The following is a 14,822-nucleotide window of genomic DNA, read 5'->3' as shown; positions in this document are numbered from 1 at the left end:
GCTTCGGATCGGGCACGGAGTCGGGGTTCTTGCCGACGCCGCCGAACTCGTTGCCGTACTGCGAGTCGGTCTCTCCCATGGCGTGCGCGCCGCGCAGCGAGGCCTCCGCCGTGACGTCGTGGAAGTCCGCCGCCTTGCCCGATATGTCGTCGGCGGCCTTGCCGAAGGTGTCCTTGAGCGCGAGTGCCGCGTCGCGCGGACCCTGGCCGCCCATCAGAACTCGATCGCGTCGGCTTGGGAGTGGAACGTCGCAGCATGCGAACGCATCGTCTGCGCATGCTGTTGCAGGGTGCTCACATGCTGCTCGAGCGCCTCGGTGTCGAGCTGGATGCCGCCCGAACCCAGCGGATCCACCCCGCCCGGCGCGTTCGACCAGTCAAGGCCCTGCAACATCGACTCCACCTTCGCCACCAGCGGCTTGGAGGCCGCCTCGATCACTTTGCCGACCACGTAGTTCTGCAGGTCCTGGATCAGGGAATTGCCGAGCGCCTCGCCGATCTCCTCGAGCCCGGGCAGCGCGGCCAACGAGGCCCCGAACGTCTCCGGCGCCGCCGCGATCGCGGCCGCGTACCCGACCGCCAGCTCCACGATCTGCGCCAGGGCCTCGCCCTTCTGCACGACCACGTACACCGCCCACGCGTCGAGCGCGTCCGCGAGGACCGAGCAGGCCGCCGTGACCTCCTTGACGTGCGTGGCCGAAAGGTGCGCCCAGCCCGAGGACATCGCCTGCGTGGACCCACCCTGATACGCCTGCGCGATGTTCGACACCGCCGTCGTCGCATCCTCGTGCGTCTGCTCCACCGCCTGCCCGAACTCCCGGGTTATCTGCGCGAACTGATGCAGCGAGTCCTCGTTCAGATAGGGCCACTCGATCCCGATGACGTTCAGGAACGTCACCACCGGCATGGGCAGATCGTCGATCGCCACGCACACCCCCTGGTCGTATCCGAAGCGGACGCTTCGCTCTTCGACGAGCGAGTACGCACTCACCCTAGCGAGTGATCGCAGGGCCGTGAAAGGGTGAACGGCGGCACGTGCGGGCGCGCGCCATCGCGCCGACGGAACGGGGCCGGTCAGGCCATAATGTTCGACGAGGTGACGGTGCTTCAGGGAGGGGGCTCCATGACGGACGGACGGGCCTCGGTCGGGAGAACGCCCGCCCGGGCCGTGGATCCGGCGAGGTCGCGGATCGTGTTGGTCGGCTCGCCGTTCTACGACGACCCGAGTCTGACCGACGTGCCCCAGGTGGCGCGCAACCTGGCGGATCTGGCCGAGGTGTTCTCCGATCCCGCGCTCGGCGGCTTTCCGGCAGAGCACTGTCTGACCGCGGATCCGGGCACGTCTGTGGAGCAGGTCGGCGATCTCCTGGTTCGGGCGGCCGCCGAGGCCGAGGACCTGCTGCTGTTCTACTTCGCCGGGCACGGGCTGATCGGGCCGCGCAACGAGCTGTACCTGTGCCTGCGTTCCACGCGTTGGCGGAATCCGGCCTTCAGTGCGCTGCGATTCGAAACCGTGCGCGACGCCTTCCTGGAACATTCGCACATCAAGAACCGCGCGGTGATCCTGGACTGCTGTTTCAGCGGCAGGGCGTCCGGGATTCTGAGCGGCCCTGGAGCGGACGCGGTGGCCGAGGGGCTGGAGATCACCGGACCTACATCCTGGCCGCCGCCCCGCCCAACGGCGTGGCCATGGTGCGCGACGGCGAGGCGCACACCGCTTTCACCGGACGGCTGATCGAGCTGCTGCGCAAGGGCGACGACCGTGCAGGCGACCTGCTCACCCTGGGGGACGTCTATCGAAGCCTGCACCTTCGGTTGCGGGCCGACGGCCTGCCTCTACCCCAGCAACGCGGCACCGCCACCGCGGACCTGCTCGGCCTCGTCCGCAACGGCCAGCCCGCACTGCTCGAACCCGCAGCGCTGACCGAGGAGATGGCCGCACTCCTGGCCAGCGGTTCGCCGCGCGGCCGGTTGGCCGGCGTGGAAGAACTCGGCGAATGGCTGATCGGGACTGATCCACGATGTGTGCTGGCTGCACGTCTCGCGCTGGAGGAAGTGGCCGCACGCGACAACCCACAGGTCGCCGCCGCCGCGCGTGGCCTGCTCTCGACCGTGACCGCCTCGCCTGCGCAACCCGCGCCCCTACCCGCACACGTCGCGACGGAAGACGCGGAAGCGGAGCCGTTCTCGGACGTCCTCGTCGAGGACGATCGCACCGCACACGTGATCGTGCAGGCACTTATAGACCGCAAGGTCAAGCTCTTCAGCCCACGCACGTACAACGAGGCACGCGTGTTCGGTGAGGCGTATCGCAACGGAGAGATCGTCGCCGTCCACTTCTACAACATGGAGTCGTCCGATGTACAGCGAATATACGACTTCTCGTCCGGCTTGTCCGCGGCTGTCGACGGCAAGGTCGTGGAGCTGACCCTCGATCCACCGATGAGCATCGTGACGTCGCGCTCCGTGGGGTGGCCCCAATGACACAAGATGCCTTCTGACCTGGCAGAATGGAGGTTCTCTAAGTCTTCATTCATCCAGTGTCGGAAGGCATCTCGCGGATGCAATCTTCTCATGCCGCGCCAGCGGTGTCGGCGTCGTTCTCGGAGCCGAACCTGATCGCCTCGGCGGGGCTGGTGCCGGTGGTGCGCCTGGCCGAGCGGTGCGCCCTGCCGACGCTGATTCGCCGGCACGTCGATCTCGGCGTGAGCACGGGGGCGAATCCGGCGGGCAAGGTGATGAGCCTGATCGCGGCCATGTGCGCGGGCGCGGACAGCATCGAGGATGCGGACCTGCTGCGCACCGGGGGCCTTCACCGGCTCTTCGACGGCATCTACGCCCCCTCCACGCTCGGGTCCTTCCTGCGTTCGTTCACCCACGGGCACGTGCGGCAACTCCAGGCCGCATCCCGCCGGTTCACCGCGAACCTGATTCCGCACGCGGGTCTGATCCCGGCCGGCGAGCCGGTGGTGTTCCTGGACATCGACTCCAAGGTCAAGCAGGTCTACGGGCCCGCGAAGCAGGGCGCGTCGTTCGGCTACACCCACGTGCGGGGCCTGCACTTCCAGATCGTGACCGCCTCCACGCCCTCCTCGCGCCCGGTGATCGTCGCGACGCGGCTGCGCAAGGGCTCGGCGGGCTCGGGCAAGGGCGCAGCCAGCCTGGTCGCCGAGGCGATCCGCGCGCTGCGCGAGGCCGGGGTCACCGCGACCATCGTGGTGCGCGCCGACTCGGCGTTCTTCTCCGCGAAACTCGTCAAGACCGTGCGCGCCGCCGGCGCGCACTTCTCGATCACCGTCGGGAACACCCAGCGGATCCGCACCGCCATCAGCCAGATCCCCGAGAGCGCGTGGCGCCCGATCCAGTACCGCGACGCGGTATGGGACCAAGACGAGCGCCGCTGGGTCTCCGAAGCCGAGATCGCCGAGATCCACTACACCGCGTTCGCTTCGAAAGCCAAGGACCTGCAGGTCACCGCCCGGCTGATCGTGCGCCGCGTCAAACGCCTGAACCCGGCCACCGTGCCCGAGGGTCAGGGCGAACTGTTCGCCGCCCACCGCCACCACGCGCTGCTGACCGACAGCCCTCTGACGATCACGCAGGCAGAGCCCGACCACCGCCGCCACGCGGTGATCGAACAGGTCTTCTCCGACCTCGAAGCAGGACCCCTCGGCCACCTGCCCTCCGGCAGGTTCCAGGCCAACGCCGCCTGGCTCACCCTCGCCGGCATCGCCTACAACCTCACCCGGGCCGCTGGAACCCTCGCCGACCGGTTCCACGCGAAGGCGACCGGCGCGACGATCCGCAGAAACCTGATCAACATCCCCGCCAGGACCGCCACCTCAGCCAGACGATTGCACCTCCACCTGCCCACACACTGGCCGTGGACCCCCGGATTCCTCACCCTGTGGACACGCACCGGACACCGGCCGATCCTGACCTGAACACAGGATCCGCCCGCCCGACCACGACCAAGGACCCAGGAGAACCCGCCCGGACGGCCACCCGGCGATCATCCCTGCGCGCAAAGCTGCCACACCGACCGAAACGCCAGAAAATCAGTGTTCTGGAACCAGCTCGGTGGATCGAGGCTGACACCATCGACGCTGCTTCTTCTCCCCGGCGCTCGGGTCAGGAATGCGGGAATCCGCAAGTGCAGTTTCTCGCCGAAGAACTATTCAAGCCGCCACGAGCTGTCATCGTTATACCATCGCCGACACAGGTTGCTCTTGGACTTCACGGCAACGAGCGATGCCGAATTCAAGCGGCTCATCGACTTCTGCGCGGGCATGATCTTCGCCGCACGTGGAACCATAGAGCGCACGGCAGCAAGAAAGTTCACACTCACATAGCTTCCACTGCGGCGCTCAGGACGCAATCGACGACCGCGTCGCCGTAGTTGGATCCGGCGTGCGTGGCTTTGGCGAAGCCCGCCGTGGATCAGACCTCGATCACGACCTTCCCGAACGGATTCCCGTCGCGGTAGTAGCGATAGGCGTCCGCGGCCTGCGCGAAGGGGAATGCGCGGTCGATGACGGGACGCAGTCGGTGCGCGGCCACGGCGGCGTTCATGGTTTCGAAGTCGGTGCGGCTGCCGACGGCGATGCGGCGGATGGAGACGTAGGTGCCGCGGAAGGGGTCGGGCGTGGGTTCGGTGGCGGGGAAGGCGCCGATCAGGGTGATGCGGGCGTTGAAGGCCGCGGCGGCGACGGATCGGGGCAGGGTCTGCGTGCCGACCGCGTCGATGACGTGTTCGGCACCGGCGCCGTCGGTCAGGTCCCTGACCGCGGTCTCCCAGTCGGGCGTCTGGCAGCGGTCGATCACTTCGTCGGCGCCAAGGGCCAGCAGCCGCTTCGCCTTGTCCGGCGAGGAGGTGATCGAGACGACGCGCGCGCCGTGCAGCTTGGCGAACTGCACGGCGAACAGCGCCACCGGGCCGGTCCCGATCGTGAGCACCGTCTCTGCGGGCGTCGGCGGGACGGGCGTGGTCACCGCTGCCCAGGCCACGGCTCCGGCGCAGGTCAGGCAGGCGGCCTCGGCGTCGGTGAGATACTCGGGTACGCGGACGACTGATTCGTCTTCGAGCAGGACGTACTCGGCCAGCCAGCCGTCGTGGTTGGCCCCGTACTGCTCGCGCACGTGCGCCAGCCGTTGGGGGCCGGCGATCCAGCGCTGGAAGTACGTGGCGGTCACGCGGTCGCCGACGGCCGCGCGGGTCGCTCCGGGTCCCACCTCGACGACTTCACCGACGCCGTCGGACAAGGGGACGACGCCGGGTGTCGCGGGCAGGGGGTAGCTGCCGTCCATGAGCATCAGATCACGACGATTCAGGGACGCGGCCCGCACGCGGACCAGGATCTGCCCGGGCCCCGGGGTCGGCTGCGGCCTGGAGGTGAGGCTGAGGCCTGCCAAGTCGTGCAGCGGATCGAGGCGGTAGGCGCGAGAGGTCTTGGGTTCGACGTCGGTCGGTTCATGGCTCATGCCGACGAGTCTTGACGCCGACCCGCGTCCCGCGCGATTCCCTGGAGGGAATGGCGCGGGCGCACCGGCGGCGAGCAGGATGGTCCGGTGACGATCGTGGCGGAACGCAGCGGATTCCCCGGCGAACTGCGCCGGTGGCGCGTCCTGCGGCACTGGAGCCAGCTGGACCTGGCGATCGCCGCCGACACCACCCAGCGCTATCTCAGCTTCCTGGAACAGGGCCGCTCCCGCCCCGGCCGGGAGATGGTGATCCGGCTGGCCGAATCGCTCGGCCTGACGCTACGGGAACGCAATGGGCTGCTGCTCTCGGCCGGCTACGCACCGGCGTTCGAGGAGTCCGGCTTCGACGCGCCGCGGCTCGAGCCGGTGCGTACCGCGCTGCGCGGCGTCCTCGACGGCCACCTTCCCTACCCGGCCGTGATCGTGACCCACCGCGGCGTCCTGGTCGACGCGAACGCTGCCTTCGCCCTGTTCACCGAGGGCTGCGATCCGCAACTGCTGCGTCCCCCGGTGAACGTCCGGCGGCTGGCGCTGCACCCGGAGGGAATGGCGCGGCGGGTCCTCAACCTTCCGGAGTGGGGCCGCCACGTCACCGAGGCCATGCGCCGTCGGCTGCGGGCCAGTCCCGATCCGGCGCAGGAGGCGCTGCTCGCGGAGCTGGAGAGCTACCTCCCGGACGCCCAGTTGGGCCCGGACTACCTCGGGTTCGCCGTGCCACTCAGGCTGCGCAGCGACGCCGGCGAGCTCAAGCTCATTACGACGCTCACCACGTTCGCCACGGCCACCGACTTGTCGTTGGCGGAACTGCACCTCGAAGCGTTCCTGCCCGCCGACGAGACGACCGCGACGTACCTGCGGGGGTATGCGGACGGTGGCGCGTGAGCATGCCGGGTTCCGGTCGGTCCCACGCGTGCGGGACCGACCGGAACCCGTGCTCTCACGGCAGCAGGCTGAACGCCTGGGCCGCGGTGCCGTCGCAGGTGTCCTGCGCGAGCTGGACACCGCTGCTCGTGGACGGGGTGTCCAGGCACAGGCCTGAGTTGTCGGCGGTGAAGGTGTAGTAGCCGGAGTACTGCAGAGACGCGGCGAACAGGGCGTTGGTGTTCCCGGTGCCGCCGTAGTTCCAGATCTGCAGTGGCACTCCCTGGCCGGTCGCCGCCGCTCCGCCGGTGATGTTCCAGCTCTCACCTTCGGACTGGGCGTTGTCGTTGAGCACCTCGTACTCGCCGCTCACCGAGGTCGGTACGAACTGCCACAGTTGGCTGGTGGCGTTCGTGCAGGCCGACTCGACCACGGCGGTGCCGTTCGCGGTGCCGGCCCCGGACGCGGTCGCGCACAGGCCGGAGTTCTCGTTCACCGCCTCGTACCAGCCCGAGCTGTTGATGCCCGAGTTGGGGACCAGGCTGAACGCCTGGGCGGCGGCGCCGTTGCAGGAGTCCTGCACGAGCTGGACGCCGCTGGTGGTGGACGGGGCGTCGAGGCACAGGCCTGAGTTGTCGGCGGCGAAGGTGTAGTAGCCCGAGGAACCCAGCGTGGCGTTGAACAGGGCGTTGGTGTTGCCGGTCCCGCCGTAGTTCCAGGTCTGCAGCCCGACTCCCTGGCCGGTGGCGCCCACTCCGCCGGTGATGTTCCAGCTCTCACCTTCGGACTGGGCGTTGTCGTTGACGACCTCGTACTCGCCGCTGACCGACGTGGGCACGAACTTCCACAGCTGGCTGGCCGCGCTCGTACAGGCCGACTCCACCACGGTGGTGCCGTTCGCGGTCGAGCCTCCGGACGCGGTCGCGCACAGGCCGGAGCTCTGGTTGACCACCTCGAACCAGGACGAGGTGACGCCCGAGGGCGCGAAGTTCATGGAGTGGACGTTCCAGCCGCCGTTGCCCTGGTCCAGGACCAGGGTCTGGGTGCCCGCGGGCAGGGTGACGGTGGCGGTCACCGTCGTCCAGTCCTGCCAGCCGCCGGTGGCCGGTACGTTGATATTGCCGGAGAGGTTGGTGCCCGCGAGGTTGGCGATGTGCAGGCCGTCGGTGACGCCGCTCGGAGAGGCCACTCGCAAGCTCACCTTGTACGTACCGCCGCCGGCCGCGTTGACGGTGTACTTCGTCCACTGCCCGCCGCCGGTCCAGCCGAGGTCGTATCCGGCACCCGTGCCGGTCGTCCCGGTGGTGTCGCCCGTCGTCTCCAGGTCGACCCCGTCGGTACGGTAGCTGTCAGCCGTACCGTTGACCGAGCTGACGTTGTAGCCCACGCCCTGGCCGCCGGTGTCGTAGTTGGCGGCCTGCACGGTGCCGGGCACCTCGGGGGCGGCGCCGCCGTAGGGGCCTTCGGCCGCGGGGGTGAGGCTGTAGCCGGCCGCGACGATGTTCGCCTGCACCGCGCTCTGGGTGGCCTGGGACGGGAAGCCGGAGACGTCGGCGGCTTCGAAGAACTCTCCCTCGCCGAGGCTGGTGTTGTCCCCGCCGGTGCCGAGCTCGATGGAGCTCTGGATCTTCATCGGGTCGTAGCCGCTCGGCAGCGCGCCCGAGTAGGTCTGGATCAGTCCGCCGGACTGGGCGTTGCCGTACTGCAGGGTCATGTTGGTCGACCCGTTGTTCTCCTCCCAGGCGCTGAGGAACGCGCCGTTCTCGCTCGGGTAGGCGGAGGGGTTCGCCCCGGTGTTGCTGAAGTACATGCCGTTCTCGATGTCGGCGCCCACCCAGGGACCGGGGCCGGTGCAGTTGCCCGTCCAGCAGTCCGTGCCGTAGTAGATGGCGTTCATGGTGGCGTTGCCGTCGTCGGAGTCGTTGGACTCGCCCTGGCCGAAGTCGAAGCAGCAGCTGCTGTCGGTGAGGTTCGAGGAGGTGACCAGGTAGAGCCCGTCGGACGCGGAGCCGGTGGGCAGGTTGCGCGGCGAGTTGTCGCGGTAGCCGACGCCGAACTTGTCGACCTGGATCCCGTACGCCGGCTGGCCGCCCACGTACACCGGCAGCGCCTCGGCGGGGGCGCCGATGTCCGCTCCGTTGGCGCCGGGACCCGCGTTCCCGCCGCTGCACCCGGAACAGGAGGTCCCCGGCGAGATCGGCATGTTGTTGCCGTTGGCCGACTGGTCGTAGATCTCGGTGATGGTGCACGTCGTGCCGGCGCAGAAGGTGTTCTCGGGCGCCACGTTCACGACTCCGCCGGTGGCTTCGAGGCCGACGTTGAGCGAGGTGGAGTCGGAGGCGCGCTGGACCTGGTAGAGCGGCCCGTCGTAGGCCTCGAACAGCGCCCGGGTGGTGCTGTAGGCCGCCTGGCACGGCGTGCCGCCGGTGGCGTAGATGTCACAGGGTTCGGCCGTGGCCGCCGCGTGCGCGGGGGTGGCGCTGAACGCGAAGACGGCGAGCGCCGCCACCAGCACGAAGGCCGCGGCCAGCCTCGGCCATCGCCAGGTGTGGGTCATCGAGAACATCTCTCAGCTTCCGTTCGGGTGCGGGTATGCGGCGCGGGGACCCCGACGCATACCAAAGGAGCGGACGGCGGGGGCGGCGTCCACGAGAGGCGTGAATTTGCGGGAATTTTGTGGGTTATTGGGGCTCCGACATCGGAGATTGCACCCAGTTTGCGCATAAGTCAAGGGTCTGTTACCAGTTCCGGAACGCCGCGTTTGCGCGCGCGCCGCGCGGTAATGCGGCTGGGGTGTCCGCTCCCCGCGCTCTGCGCCGCCTCGACGCGTTCCAGCAACGCCACGCCGTGCTCGGATTCCCGGTGGCGGTGCTCAAGAAGTTCAGCGACGACCAGGCCGGCGGCCTCGCGGCGCTGATCGCCTTCTACGGATTCCTGTCCGTCTTCCCGCTGCTGCTGGTGCTGGTGACGGTGCTGGGCATGCTGCTGTCGGACAACCCGCGTCTGCAGCAGCAGGTGCTCGACTCGGCGCTGACCGAGTTCCCGGTGATCGGGCCGCAGTTGAGTGGCAACGTGCACGCGCTCGGGCGCAGCGGCTTCGGGTTGGCGGTCGGGTTGGCCGGCACGCTGCTGGGCGCGCGCGGCGTGGCCTCGGCCATTCAGAACGCGATGAACCGGGTGTGGGAGGTGCCCCGGCACGAGCGGCCCGGATTCCCGTTCAGCTGGCTGCGCAACCTCGGGGTGATCGGCCTGATCGGGGTCGGGGTGCTGACCACGACCGGGCTGTCCGGCATCGCCACCTGGGGCGCCGACATCGCCGGGATCTGGTCGCGGATCGCCGTACTGGCCGTCTCCCTCGTCATCAACGTCCTGCTCTTCTGGGCCGGCCTGCGCCTGGCCACGGCCCCGGAGGTCTCCTTCCGCGACCTGCGTCTCGGCGCCGTCCTGGCCGCGATCGTCTGGCAGGTGCTCCAGGCGGTGGGCGGGTACGTGGTGGCCCACGACCTGCGGCACGCCTCGTCCGTGTACGGCACGTTCGGCCTGGTCCTCGGCCTGATCGCGTGGCTGTACCTGCAGGCCAGGCTCACCCTGTACGCCGTGGAGGCCGACGTGGTGCGCCGCCGGGGCATGTGGCCGCGCAGCCTCTTCCCGCCGCCGCTGACCCGGGTGGACCGCGAGGCCTACGACGCCTACGCCAAGGCCGAGCAGCGCCTGCCCGAGACCCGGATCGAGATGCACGTCCAGGACGGCGCCGGATCCTCGGCCGGGGACGACGACGCGTCGGCGGCGCACACCGAAGAAGCCTGATTCGCCGACCTCATGGCGCACCCGGCCCGGCGTGTTCGACCGCGAGTTCGCACAGGCCCTCGCGGTCGGCGCGGCCCGTCTTGGCCATGAGGTTCGCGACGTGTTTCTCCGCGGTGCGCGGGGAGATCGACAGGCGGCGGCCGATGTCCTGGTTGCCGAGGCGCTCGGCGAGCAGGCCGAGGACCTCGTATTCGCGCACGGTCACGCCCTGGGTGCGCAGGATCGCGGGAATCTGGTCGCGGCTGTCACGGTGCTGCGGAACGCTCGCGCCCGCCTGGCGCAGCAGGGCGCGGCAGGCTCCGGCGACGGGGGCGATGTCGGCGGCGTGGAAGAACTCCTCGGCCTCGCGCAGCCACCCGACCGGGTCGCCCCAGCCGTCCTCGAGTGCCGCCGGGGCGAGCAGGCGCAGGCCCAGGTGCCGCGGCGCCGGGAAGATCTCGGCGTCCTCCTGGGCCCGCGCGAACGCCCGCGCCGCCTGGTCCGGACGTCCCTCGCGGCCCAGCAGCACCGCGTCGGCGAGGTGCAGGAACTGCCGGTTCCAGCGCAGCGCCGCGGCCGGGGCGGCGAGCGCCACGGCGTACTCCTCCCGGCCCGCGCGCCCGGCCAGGATCTCCAGCAGCGGGCGCAGTCCGTGTCGGCCGGTGAGCGGGAAGACGTTCGGGTGCCGCTCCTCCCAGTCCACGGCGGCGGCCAGCTGGGCGCTCGCCTCGTCCGCGTCCTCCTCCAGCAGCGCGCAGACCGCGCGGCACAGGCCGTGCACGCTCGGCATCAGCGACGAGTCCTCGCCGCCGGCCCGGCGGAAGGCCAGCAGGTCCCGCTCCATCTCCCGCCGGTTTCCGCGGTGGGCCCCCAGGATCGCGGACACCAGCAGCAGGTAGCGGTGTGTGGAGACGTTGCCCAGCCGGGCCGCCGCGTCGAGGCTGCGGCCGATGATCTCGCGGGCCTGGGCCGGCCGGCCGCGCAGCGCAGCGATCATCGCCAGCAGGCCGTCCGCCGTCTGCATCGAGACGATGCCGCTCAGGCCCTGGGCGGCGCGCCAGGCTTCGTCGAGCCCTGCCACGCTGCCGGTGCGCATCCACGCGTTCGAGCCCAGGTGCAGCAGCGCCTCCACCCGCCACTTCGGCAGCGCGTGCGCCTCGGCCACCGCCAGCATCCGGTTCAGGCACTCGTCGGCCTCGGCGAAGCCCCGGGCGCGGGCGAGGAACGCGAGCAGGTACCAGGCCTGACAGGTCACCTCCGGCAACGGCACCTGCTCGGCGACCTGGATCGCGGTGCGGGCGAGCCGTTCGGCGTCCTCGGTGCTGCCGGCCCGGGCGTGCTGCCCGGGCAGCAGCGCGAGGTAGCCCTCGGCGATGGCGAGCGCGGCGGTCTGCTCAGGGCGTCCGGCGCCGCCGAGCAGCTCGCGCGCGGCGGCGAGGTGGGTGACGGTCTCGGCGGGCCGTTCCGCGCTGACCGCGGTCCACGCCAGCCGGGTGTGCAGCGCGACGCGCCGGTCGGTGCCGAGCGCCGCGGCCGCGGCCGGGGTGAGCGCGTCGACGAGGGCGAAGGCCCGGTCCAGCTGCCCGGCGTCGGCGAGTGCGTATATCAGGGCTTCGGAGATCGCCACCCGGTCGGTCTCGGCGGCGAGCGCGTGCGCGTGCTCGAGCAGGGCCACGGCGGAGGCGGCTGCCCCGGCGGCGACCGCGCGGCGCCCGGCCTCGGCGTAGAGCAGGGCCGCTCCGGGTGCGTCGCCTGCCGCCAGGCTCAGCGCGGCCGCCTGCTGGCACCGCTCCTCGCTCAGCTCCGGGTCTGCCGCCCGCACGGCGGCCGCACCCGCGCGGGCGATCGCGGCGCGTTCGGCCGGGGGCACCGCGGCGAGCAGCGCCTCGGCGGTGAGCGCGTGCCGGAAGACGTAGAGGTCGGGTCCGGCCCCGTCGGGCACGATGAAGTCGGCCTCGGCCGCGGCCCGCAGCAGCGCGAACAGCCCGCGGTCGTCGTGCCCGGTGGCGAGTTGCAGGGTGGTGACGGAGAAGCGGGTGCCGAGGGACGCGGCGAGCACGAGCAGGTCGCGCACCGGCACGTCGAGCTGGGCGATGCGCTGCCGGTGGCTTTCCACGACCGTCGCGGGGATCTTCGCGTCGAGGTTGTCCACGACCCGCCAGCCGCCGCCGTCGCGTTCCAGCGCGCCGGAGCCGACCATGTCGCTGAGCAGTTCCTCGATCAGGTACGGGTTGCCTCCGCCGCTGCCGACGAGCCGGGCGAGTACGGCGTCAGGCACCTGCTCGGCCCCGGTGTCCAGGCAGGCGGCCGCCATCCGCCGCACGCTCCCGGCAGCAAGCGGCCGCAGCGGCGCCACCTCGGCCGCGCGGCGGCGTTCGGCGGCGCGCACCAGGTCGAGCGCGGGCCCCGGCTGCGGGCGCAGGGTGCCGACGAGCACGACCGGCAGGCCCGCGAGGTTGTCGACGAGGTAGTCCAGGACGGTGAGCGTCTCGGGGTCGGCGTCGTGCAGGTCTTCGAGCACGAGCACGCAGCCGGCCTCCCGGCCGAGCACGACCAGCAGGCGCAGCAGGGCCTCGGCGAGTTCGACCAGCGTCTCCGGGTAGGCCGCGCCGCCGCCGCGCGGGCGCCATTCGGGGATGAGCCGGGCGAGCGCGGGCCGGTACGGCTCGAGTTCGGGATCGAGGACCGGGCCGCCGACCCGGAAGCGGGAGGCGAGCGCCTCGATCAGCGGACGCAGCGGGCTGACCTCGCCGGTCGGGCTGCCGCGGCCGCGCAGCAGCGGCATTCCGCAGGCCAGGGCCCGCGCTCCCCACTCGCCGGCCAGGCGCGACTTGCCGATCCCGGCCTCGCCGAGCATGAACACGGCCGCCCCGCGGGCCGGCAGCGCCTCGAGCGGTCCGGCCAGCAGGCCGAGTTCGGCCTCGCGTCCGACGATGACGGGCGATGATATCCGCACGCGTGTTCCCTCCGGCCGCCTCTCTGAACGCCCATCAACCTACCGGGCCGTCCGCCCCGCGCGGGAGTGTCAGACCACGAACTGTGGTCTGCTCCCGCGGGGAGCGGACGGCGGCGGGCGCGGGGTTCGACGACGGCGCGGGAGAGCGCACAGCTCACGGCGGGCGCGGCCGGCTCCTGCCCGGCCGAGCCACCGGCCGGGTCGCCGGCCGAATCCTCGGCCGGACGACGCGGGTCAACGGCCCGGAGTGCTCATCGACGTGGTGATGGTCACCATCTCGGTGAAGGCGCCGTGCCCGCACTGGAGCTCGGAGAGCAGCTCGGCGCGGCGGCCGAGGCGCCGGGGGGCGCGCAGCTGGATCTGCCCGGCCGGGTGCGCGGACGCGGCGTCGCGGCCCGCGCCGGGGGACTTCCAGGCCCGTACCAACGCGTCGGCGTCCGTCAGGTGCGTGTCCACTTCCTGCTCCTCTCGAGTCACGGCGCCCCGTGCGGGCGCCGCGGGGGGATCGGCGGCTCCAGCAGGAGCGCCGAGGGCACATGGTCGGGGAAGCCGAGCCGCAGCAGGCCGTGGCCGATCCCGGCGAGGCCGGTGAGCAGGCCCGGGGTGACGACGCCGGCGGGTGTCGCGCAGCGCGGCGGGCGCACGCCGAGCGCCTCGACCAGGGCCGCGGCGCGTCCGGCGGCGGCGCCGGACAGCTCGGGGTCCGCGGCGCGGCCGAGCACCTCCACGGCACCGGTCTCGCCGTGGCACAGGCTGTCGTCGGGCAGCGGGGTGGTCAGGACGCGCGCCCACGGCCCGGACAGGGTGTGCGCGACGGGCGGCGCCTTCGCAGCGGACGAACTCGCACCGGACCAACGCGCGGCGTGGGCCAGCACGATCCCGGCGAGCTCGTCGCACCAGGACGTCTGCGACGGACAGGGCGGCAGCGCGGGTAAGGCCTCGTCGATGGAGCGCAGCGCGGCAAGGCCCGCGGCCGCGCAGTCCTCGTCGCCGGTCAGGTCGGCGAAGTCCATCAGGGCCCGGCCGATCCCGGCCGCACCGCGCGCGTAACCCGGCCGCACCGGCAGCGGCCGCGTGAGCAGCAGCGCCGCACAGGCCTGCGCGCCGCGCCAGGCGGCCGGGGAGCGGGTGGCGCGGTAGACGGCGACCAGCGCGGCCAGGCCGCCCGCGGTGCCGTCGAGCAGGCCGACTTCGTCCTCTGACTCGGCCGCCGCGACGGTGAGCGGCACGGCGCGCTCGACCCAGTCGGCGATCTCCGGGTCGTCCAGGGTGACGGCGAGGTGCGCGAGCGTGTAGGCGATCCCGCCGACGCCGGTGAAGGCCCCTGATCCGACGACGGCGAGGTCTTCGGGCCGTTCGGCCAGCAGGTCGAGCACGGACGGCACCGGCACCAGCGCCTGCCGCGCGATGCGCCGGTAGCGTTCTGATCCGGTGAGCGCCGCCAGCTGGGCGAGGAAGAGCGCGGGGCCGCAGCAGCCGCTGGCCAGGTCAGCGCCCATCGCGCGCACCCGCCAGTGGGCCCGGTACGCGGCCTCCACCGGTTCGAGCCCGATCCAGTTGGTACGTTCGCCGTCGCTGTACGCGCTGGCGATCAGCTGGTCGCCCAGCCCGCGGGCGAGGGTGAGCAGCCGTTCCGGGTCGGGCGCGGCGGCCTTCACCGGGGCCGGGGCGAGCATCGGGCCGGCCGCGGCGCCGGGGCGGGGCGCGAGCCGGGTGCGGAGCCTAGTTCGGCGTACAAA

The 14,822-nt window shown here is 71.6% G+C and carries 13 protein-coding genes; 6 read left to right on the top strand and 7 right to left on the bottom strand.

The window, feature by feature from the left end; genetic code table 11:
• Positions 1-214, bottom strand: a 214-nt coding sequence (locus KDL01_RS31035) for a hypothetical protein (RefSeq protein WP_212532222.1), incomplete at its 3' end; no start/stop codon positions are given.
• A complete protein-coding gene (locus KDL01_RS31030; RefSeq protein ID WP_212532221.1) occupies positions 214-927 on the bottom strand; it encodes a WXG100-like domain-containing protein in 714 nt (237 codons plus the stop codon). The genes KDL01_RS31035 and KDL01_RS31030, both read right to left, overlap by 1 nt.
• Before the next feature lie 93 nt (positions 928-1,020).
• Between KDL01_RS31030 and KDL01_RS31025 the strand changes: the two genes are divergently transcribed.
• From KDL01_RS31025 to KDL01_RS46125, 4 genes are all read left to right on the top strand, one after another.
• Positions 1,021-1,734: a caspase, EACC1-associated type gene (locus KDL01_RS31025; RefSeq protein ID WP_212532220.1), complete on the top strand. Its 714-nt coding sequence runs from the start codon at positions 1,021-1,023 to the stop codon at positions 1,732-1,734.
• Positions 1,689-2,483 (top strand): cell division protein SepF, encoded by a 795-nt coding sequence (gene sepF, locus KDL01_RS31020; RefSeq protein WP_212532219.1) that lies wholly within the window; start codon positions 1,689-1,691, stop codon positions 2,481-2,483. The genes KDL01_RS31025 and sepF overlap by 46 nt, the downstream gene beginning before the upstream one ends.
• Positions 2,484-2,560: 77 nt before the next feature.
• Entirely contained in the window at positions 2,561-3,943 is a 1,383-nt protein-coding gene (locus KDL01_RS31015) for an IS1380 family transposase (protein WP_212532218.1), read from the top strand.
• Positions 3,944-4,060: 117 nt separating this feature from the next.
• On the top strand, positions 4,061-4,351 hold the full coding sequence (locus tag KDL01_RS46125) for a cell division protein SepF (protein ID WP_212532217.1): 291 nt from the start codon (positions 4,061-4,063) through the stop codon (positions 4,349-4,351).
• Positions 4,352-4,439: 88 nt separating this feature from the next.
• Here the strand turns inward: KDL01_RS46125 and KDL01_RS31005 are convergent, their stop codons facing one another.
• Positions 4,440-5,480, bottom strand: a complete 1,041-nt coding sequence (locus KDL01_RS31005; RefSeq protein WP_212532216.1) for a zinc-dependent alcohol dehydrogenase family protein — start codon at positions 5,478-5,480, stop codon at positions 4,440-4,442.
• A gap of 87 nt (positions 5,481-5,567) precedes the next feature.
• On the opposite strand from KDL01_RS31005, the gene KDL01_RS31000 reads away from it, so the two are divergent.
• A complete protein-coding gene (locus KDL01_RS31000) occupies positions 5,568-6,362 on the top strand; it encodes a helix-turn-helix domain-containing protein (protein WP_212532215.1) in 795 nt (264 codons plus the stop codon).
• A 55-nt stretch (positions 6,363-6,417) separates the two neighbouring features.
• On the opposite strand, the gene KDL01_RS30995 is transcribed toward KDL01_RS31000, so the two are convergent.
• Positions 6,418-8,907 (bottom strand): arabinofuranosidase catalytic domain-containing protein, encoded by a 2,490-nt coding sequence (locus tag KDL01_RS30995; RefSeq protein WP_212532214.1) that lies wholly within the window; start codon positions 8,905-8,907, stop codon positions 6,418-6,420.
• A 227-nt stretch (positions 8,908-9,134) separates the two neighbouring features.
• Here KDL01_RS30995 and KDL01_RS30990 point away from each other — a divergent pair, with 227 nt between their 5' ends.
• On the top strand, positions 9,135-10,148 hold the full coding sequence (locus KDL01_RS30990) for a YihY/virulence factor BrkB family protein (protein WP_212532213.1): 1,014 nt from the start codon (positions 9,135-9,137) through the stop codon (positions 10,146-10,148).
• Positions 10,149-10,158: 10 nt separating this feature from the next.
• On the opposite strand, the gene KDL01_RS45550 is transcribed toward KDL01_RS30990, so the two are convergent.
• The 3 genes from KDL01_RS45550 to KDL01_RS30975 form a co-directional block, all read right to left on the bottom strand.
• Positions 10,159-13,083: an ATP-binding protein gene (locus KDL01_RS45550; protein WP_212532212.1), complete on the bottom strand. Its 2,925-nt coding sequence runs from the start codon at positions 13,081-13,083 to the stop codon at positions 10,159-10,161.
• Between the two features lie 234 nt (positions 13,084-13,317).
• Positions 13,318-13,539 (bottom strand): hypothetical protein, encoded by a 222-nt coding sequence (locus KDL01_RS30980; RefSeq protein WP_212532211.1) that lies wholly within the window; start codon positions 13,537-13,539, stop codon positions 13,318-13,320.
• A gap of 17 nt (positions 13,540-13,556) precedes the next feature.
• On the bottom strand, positions 13,557-14,822 hold a 1,266-nt coding region (locus KDL01_RS30975; protein WP_212532210.1), incomplete at its 5' end, for a lanthionine synthetase LanC family protein.

Origin of the sequence: Actinospica durhamensis, from assembly GCF_018139695.1 — a bacterium.
In the GTDB taxonomy this organism is placed as follows: domain Bacteria; phylum Actinomycetota; class Actinomycetes; order Streptomycetales; family Catenulisporaceae; genus Actinospica; species Actinospica durhamensis.
Note: the sequence above shows the minus strand (reverse complement) of the source record. Positions and strands in the feature narration are given on the sequence as shown.

Excerpts from the sequence above, each read along its gene's own strand:
- KDL01_RS31005 (WP_212532216.1), bottom strand. The coding sequence starts at position 5,480 with ATGAGCCATGAACCGACCGACGTCGAACCCAAGACCTCTCGCGCCTAC.
- sepF (WP_212532219.1), top strand. The coding sequence starts at position 1,689 with ATGGTGCGCGACGGCGAGGCGCACACCGCTTTCACCGGACGGCTGATC.
- KDL01_RS30995 (WP_212532214.1), bottom strand. The coding sequence starts at position 8,907 with ATGTTCTCGATGACCCACACCTGGCGATGGCCGAGGCTGGCCGCGGCC.
- KDL01_RS31015 (WP_212532218.1), top strand. The coding sequence starts at position 2,561 with ATGCAATCTTCTCATGCCGCGCCAGCGGTGTCGGCGTCGTTCTCGGAG.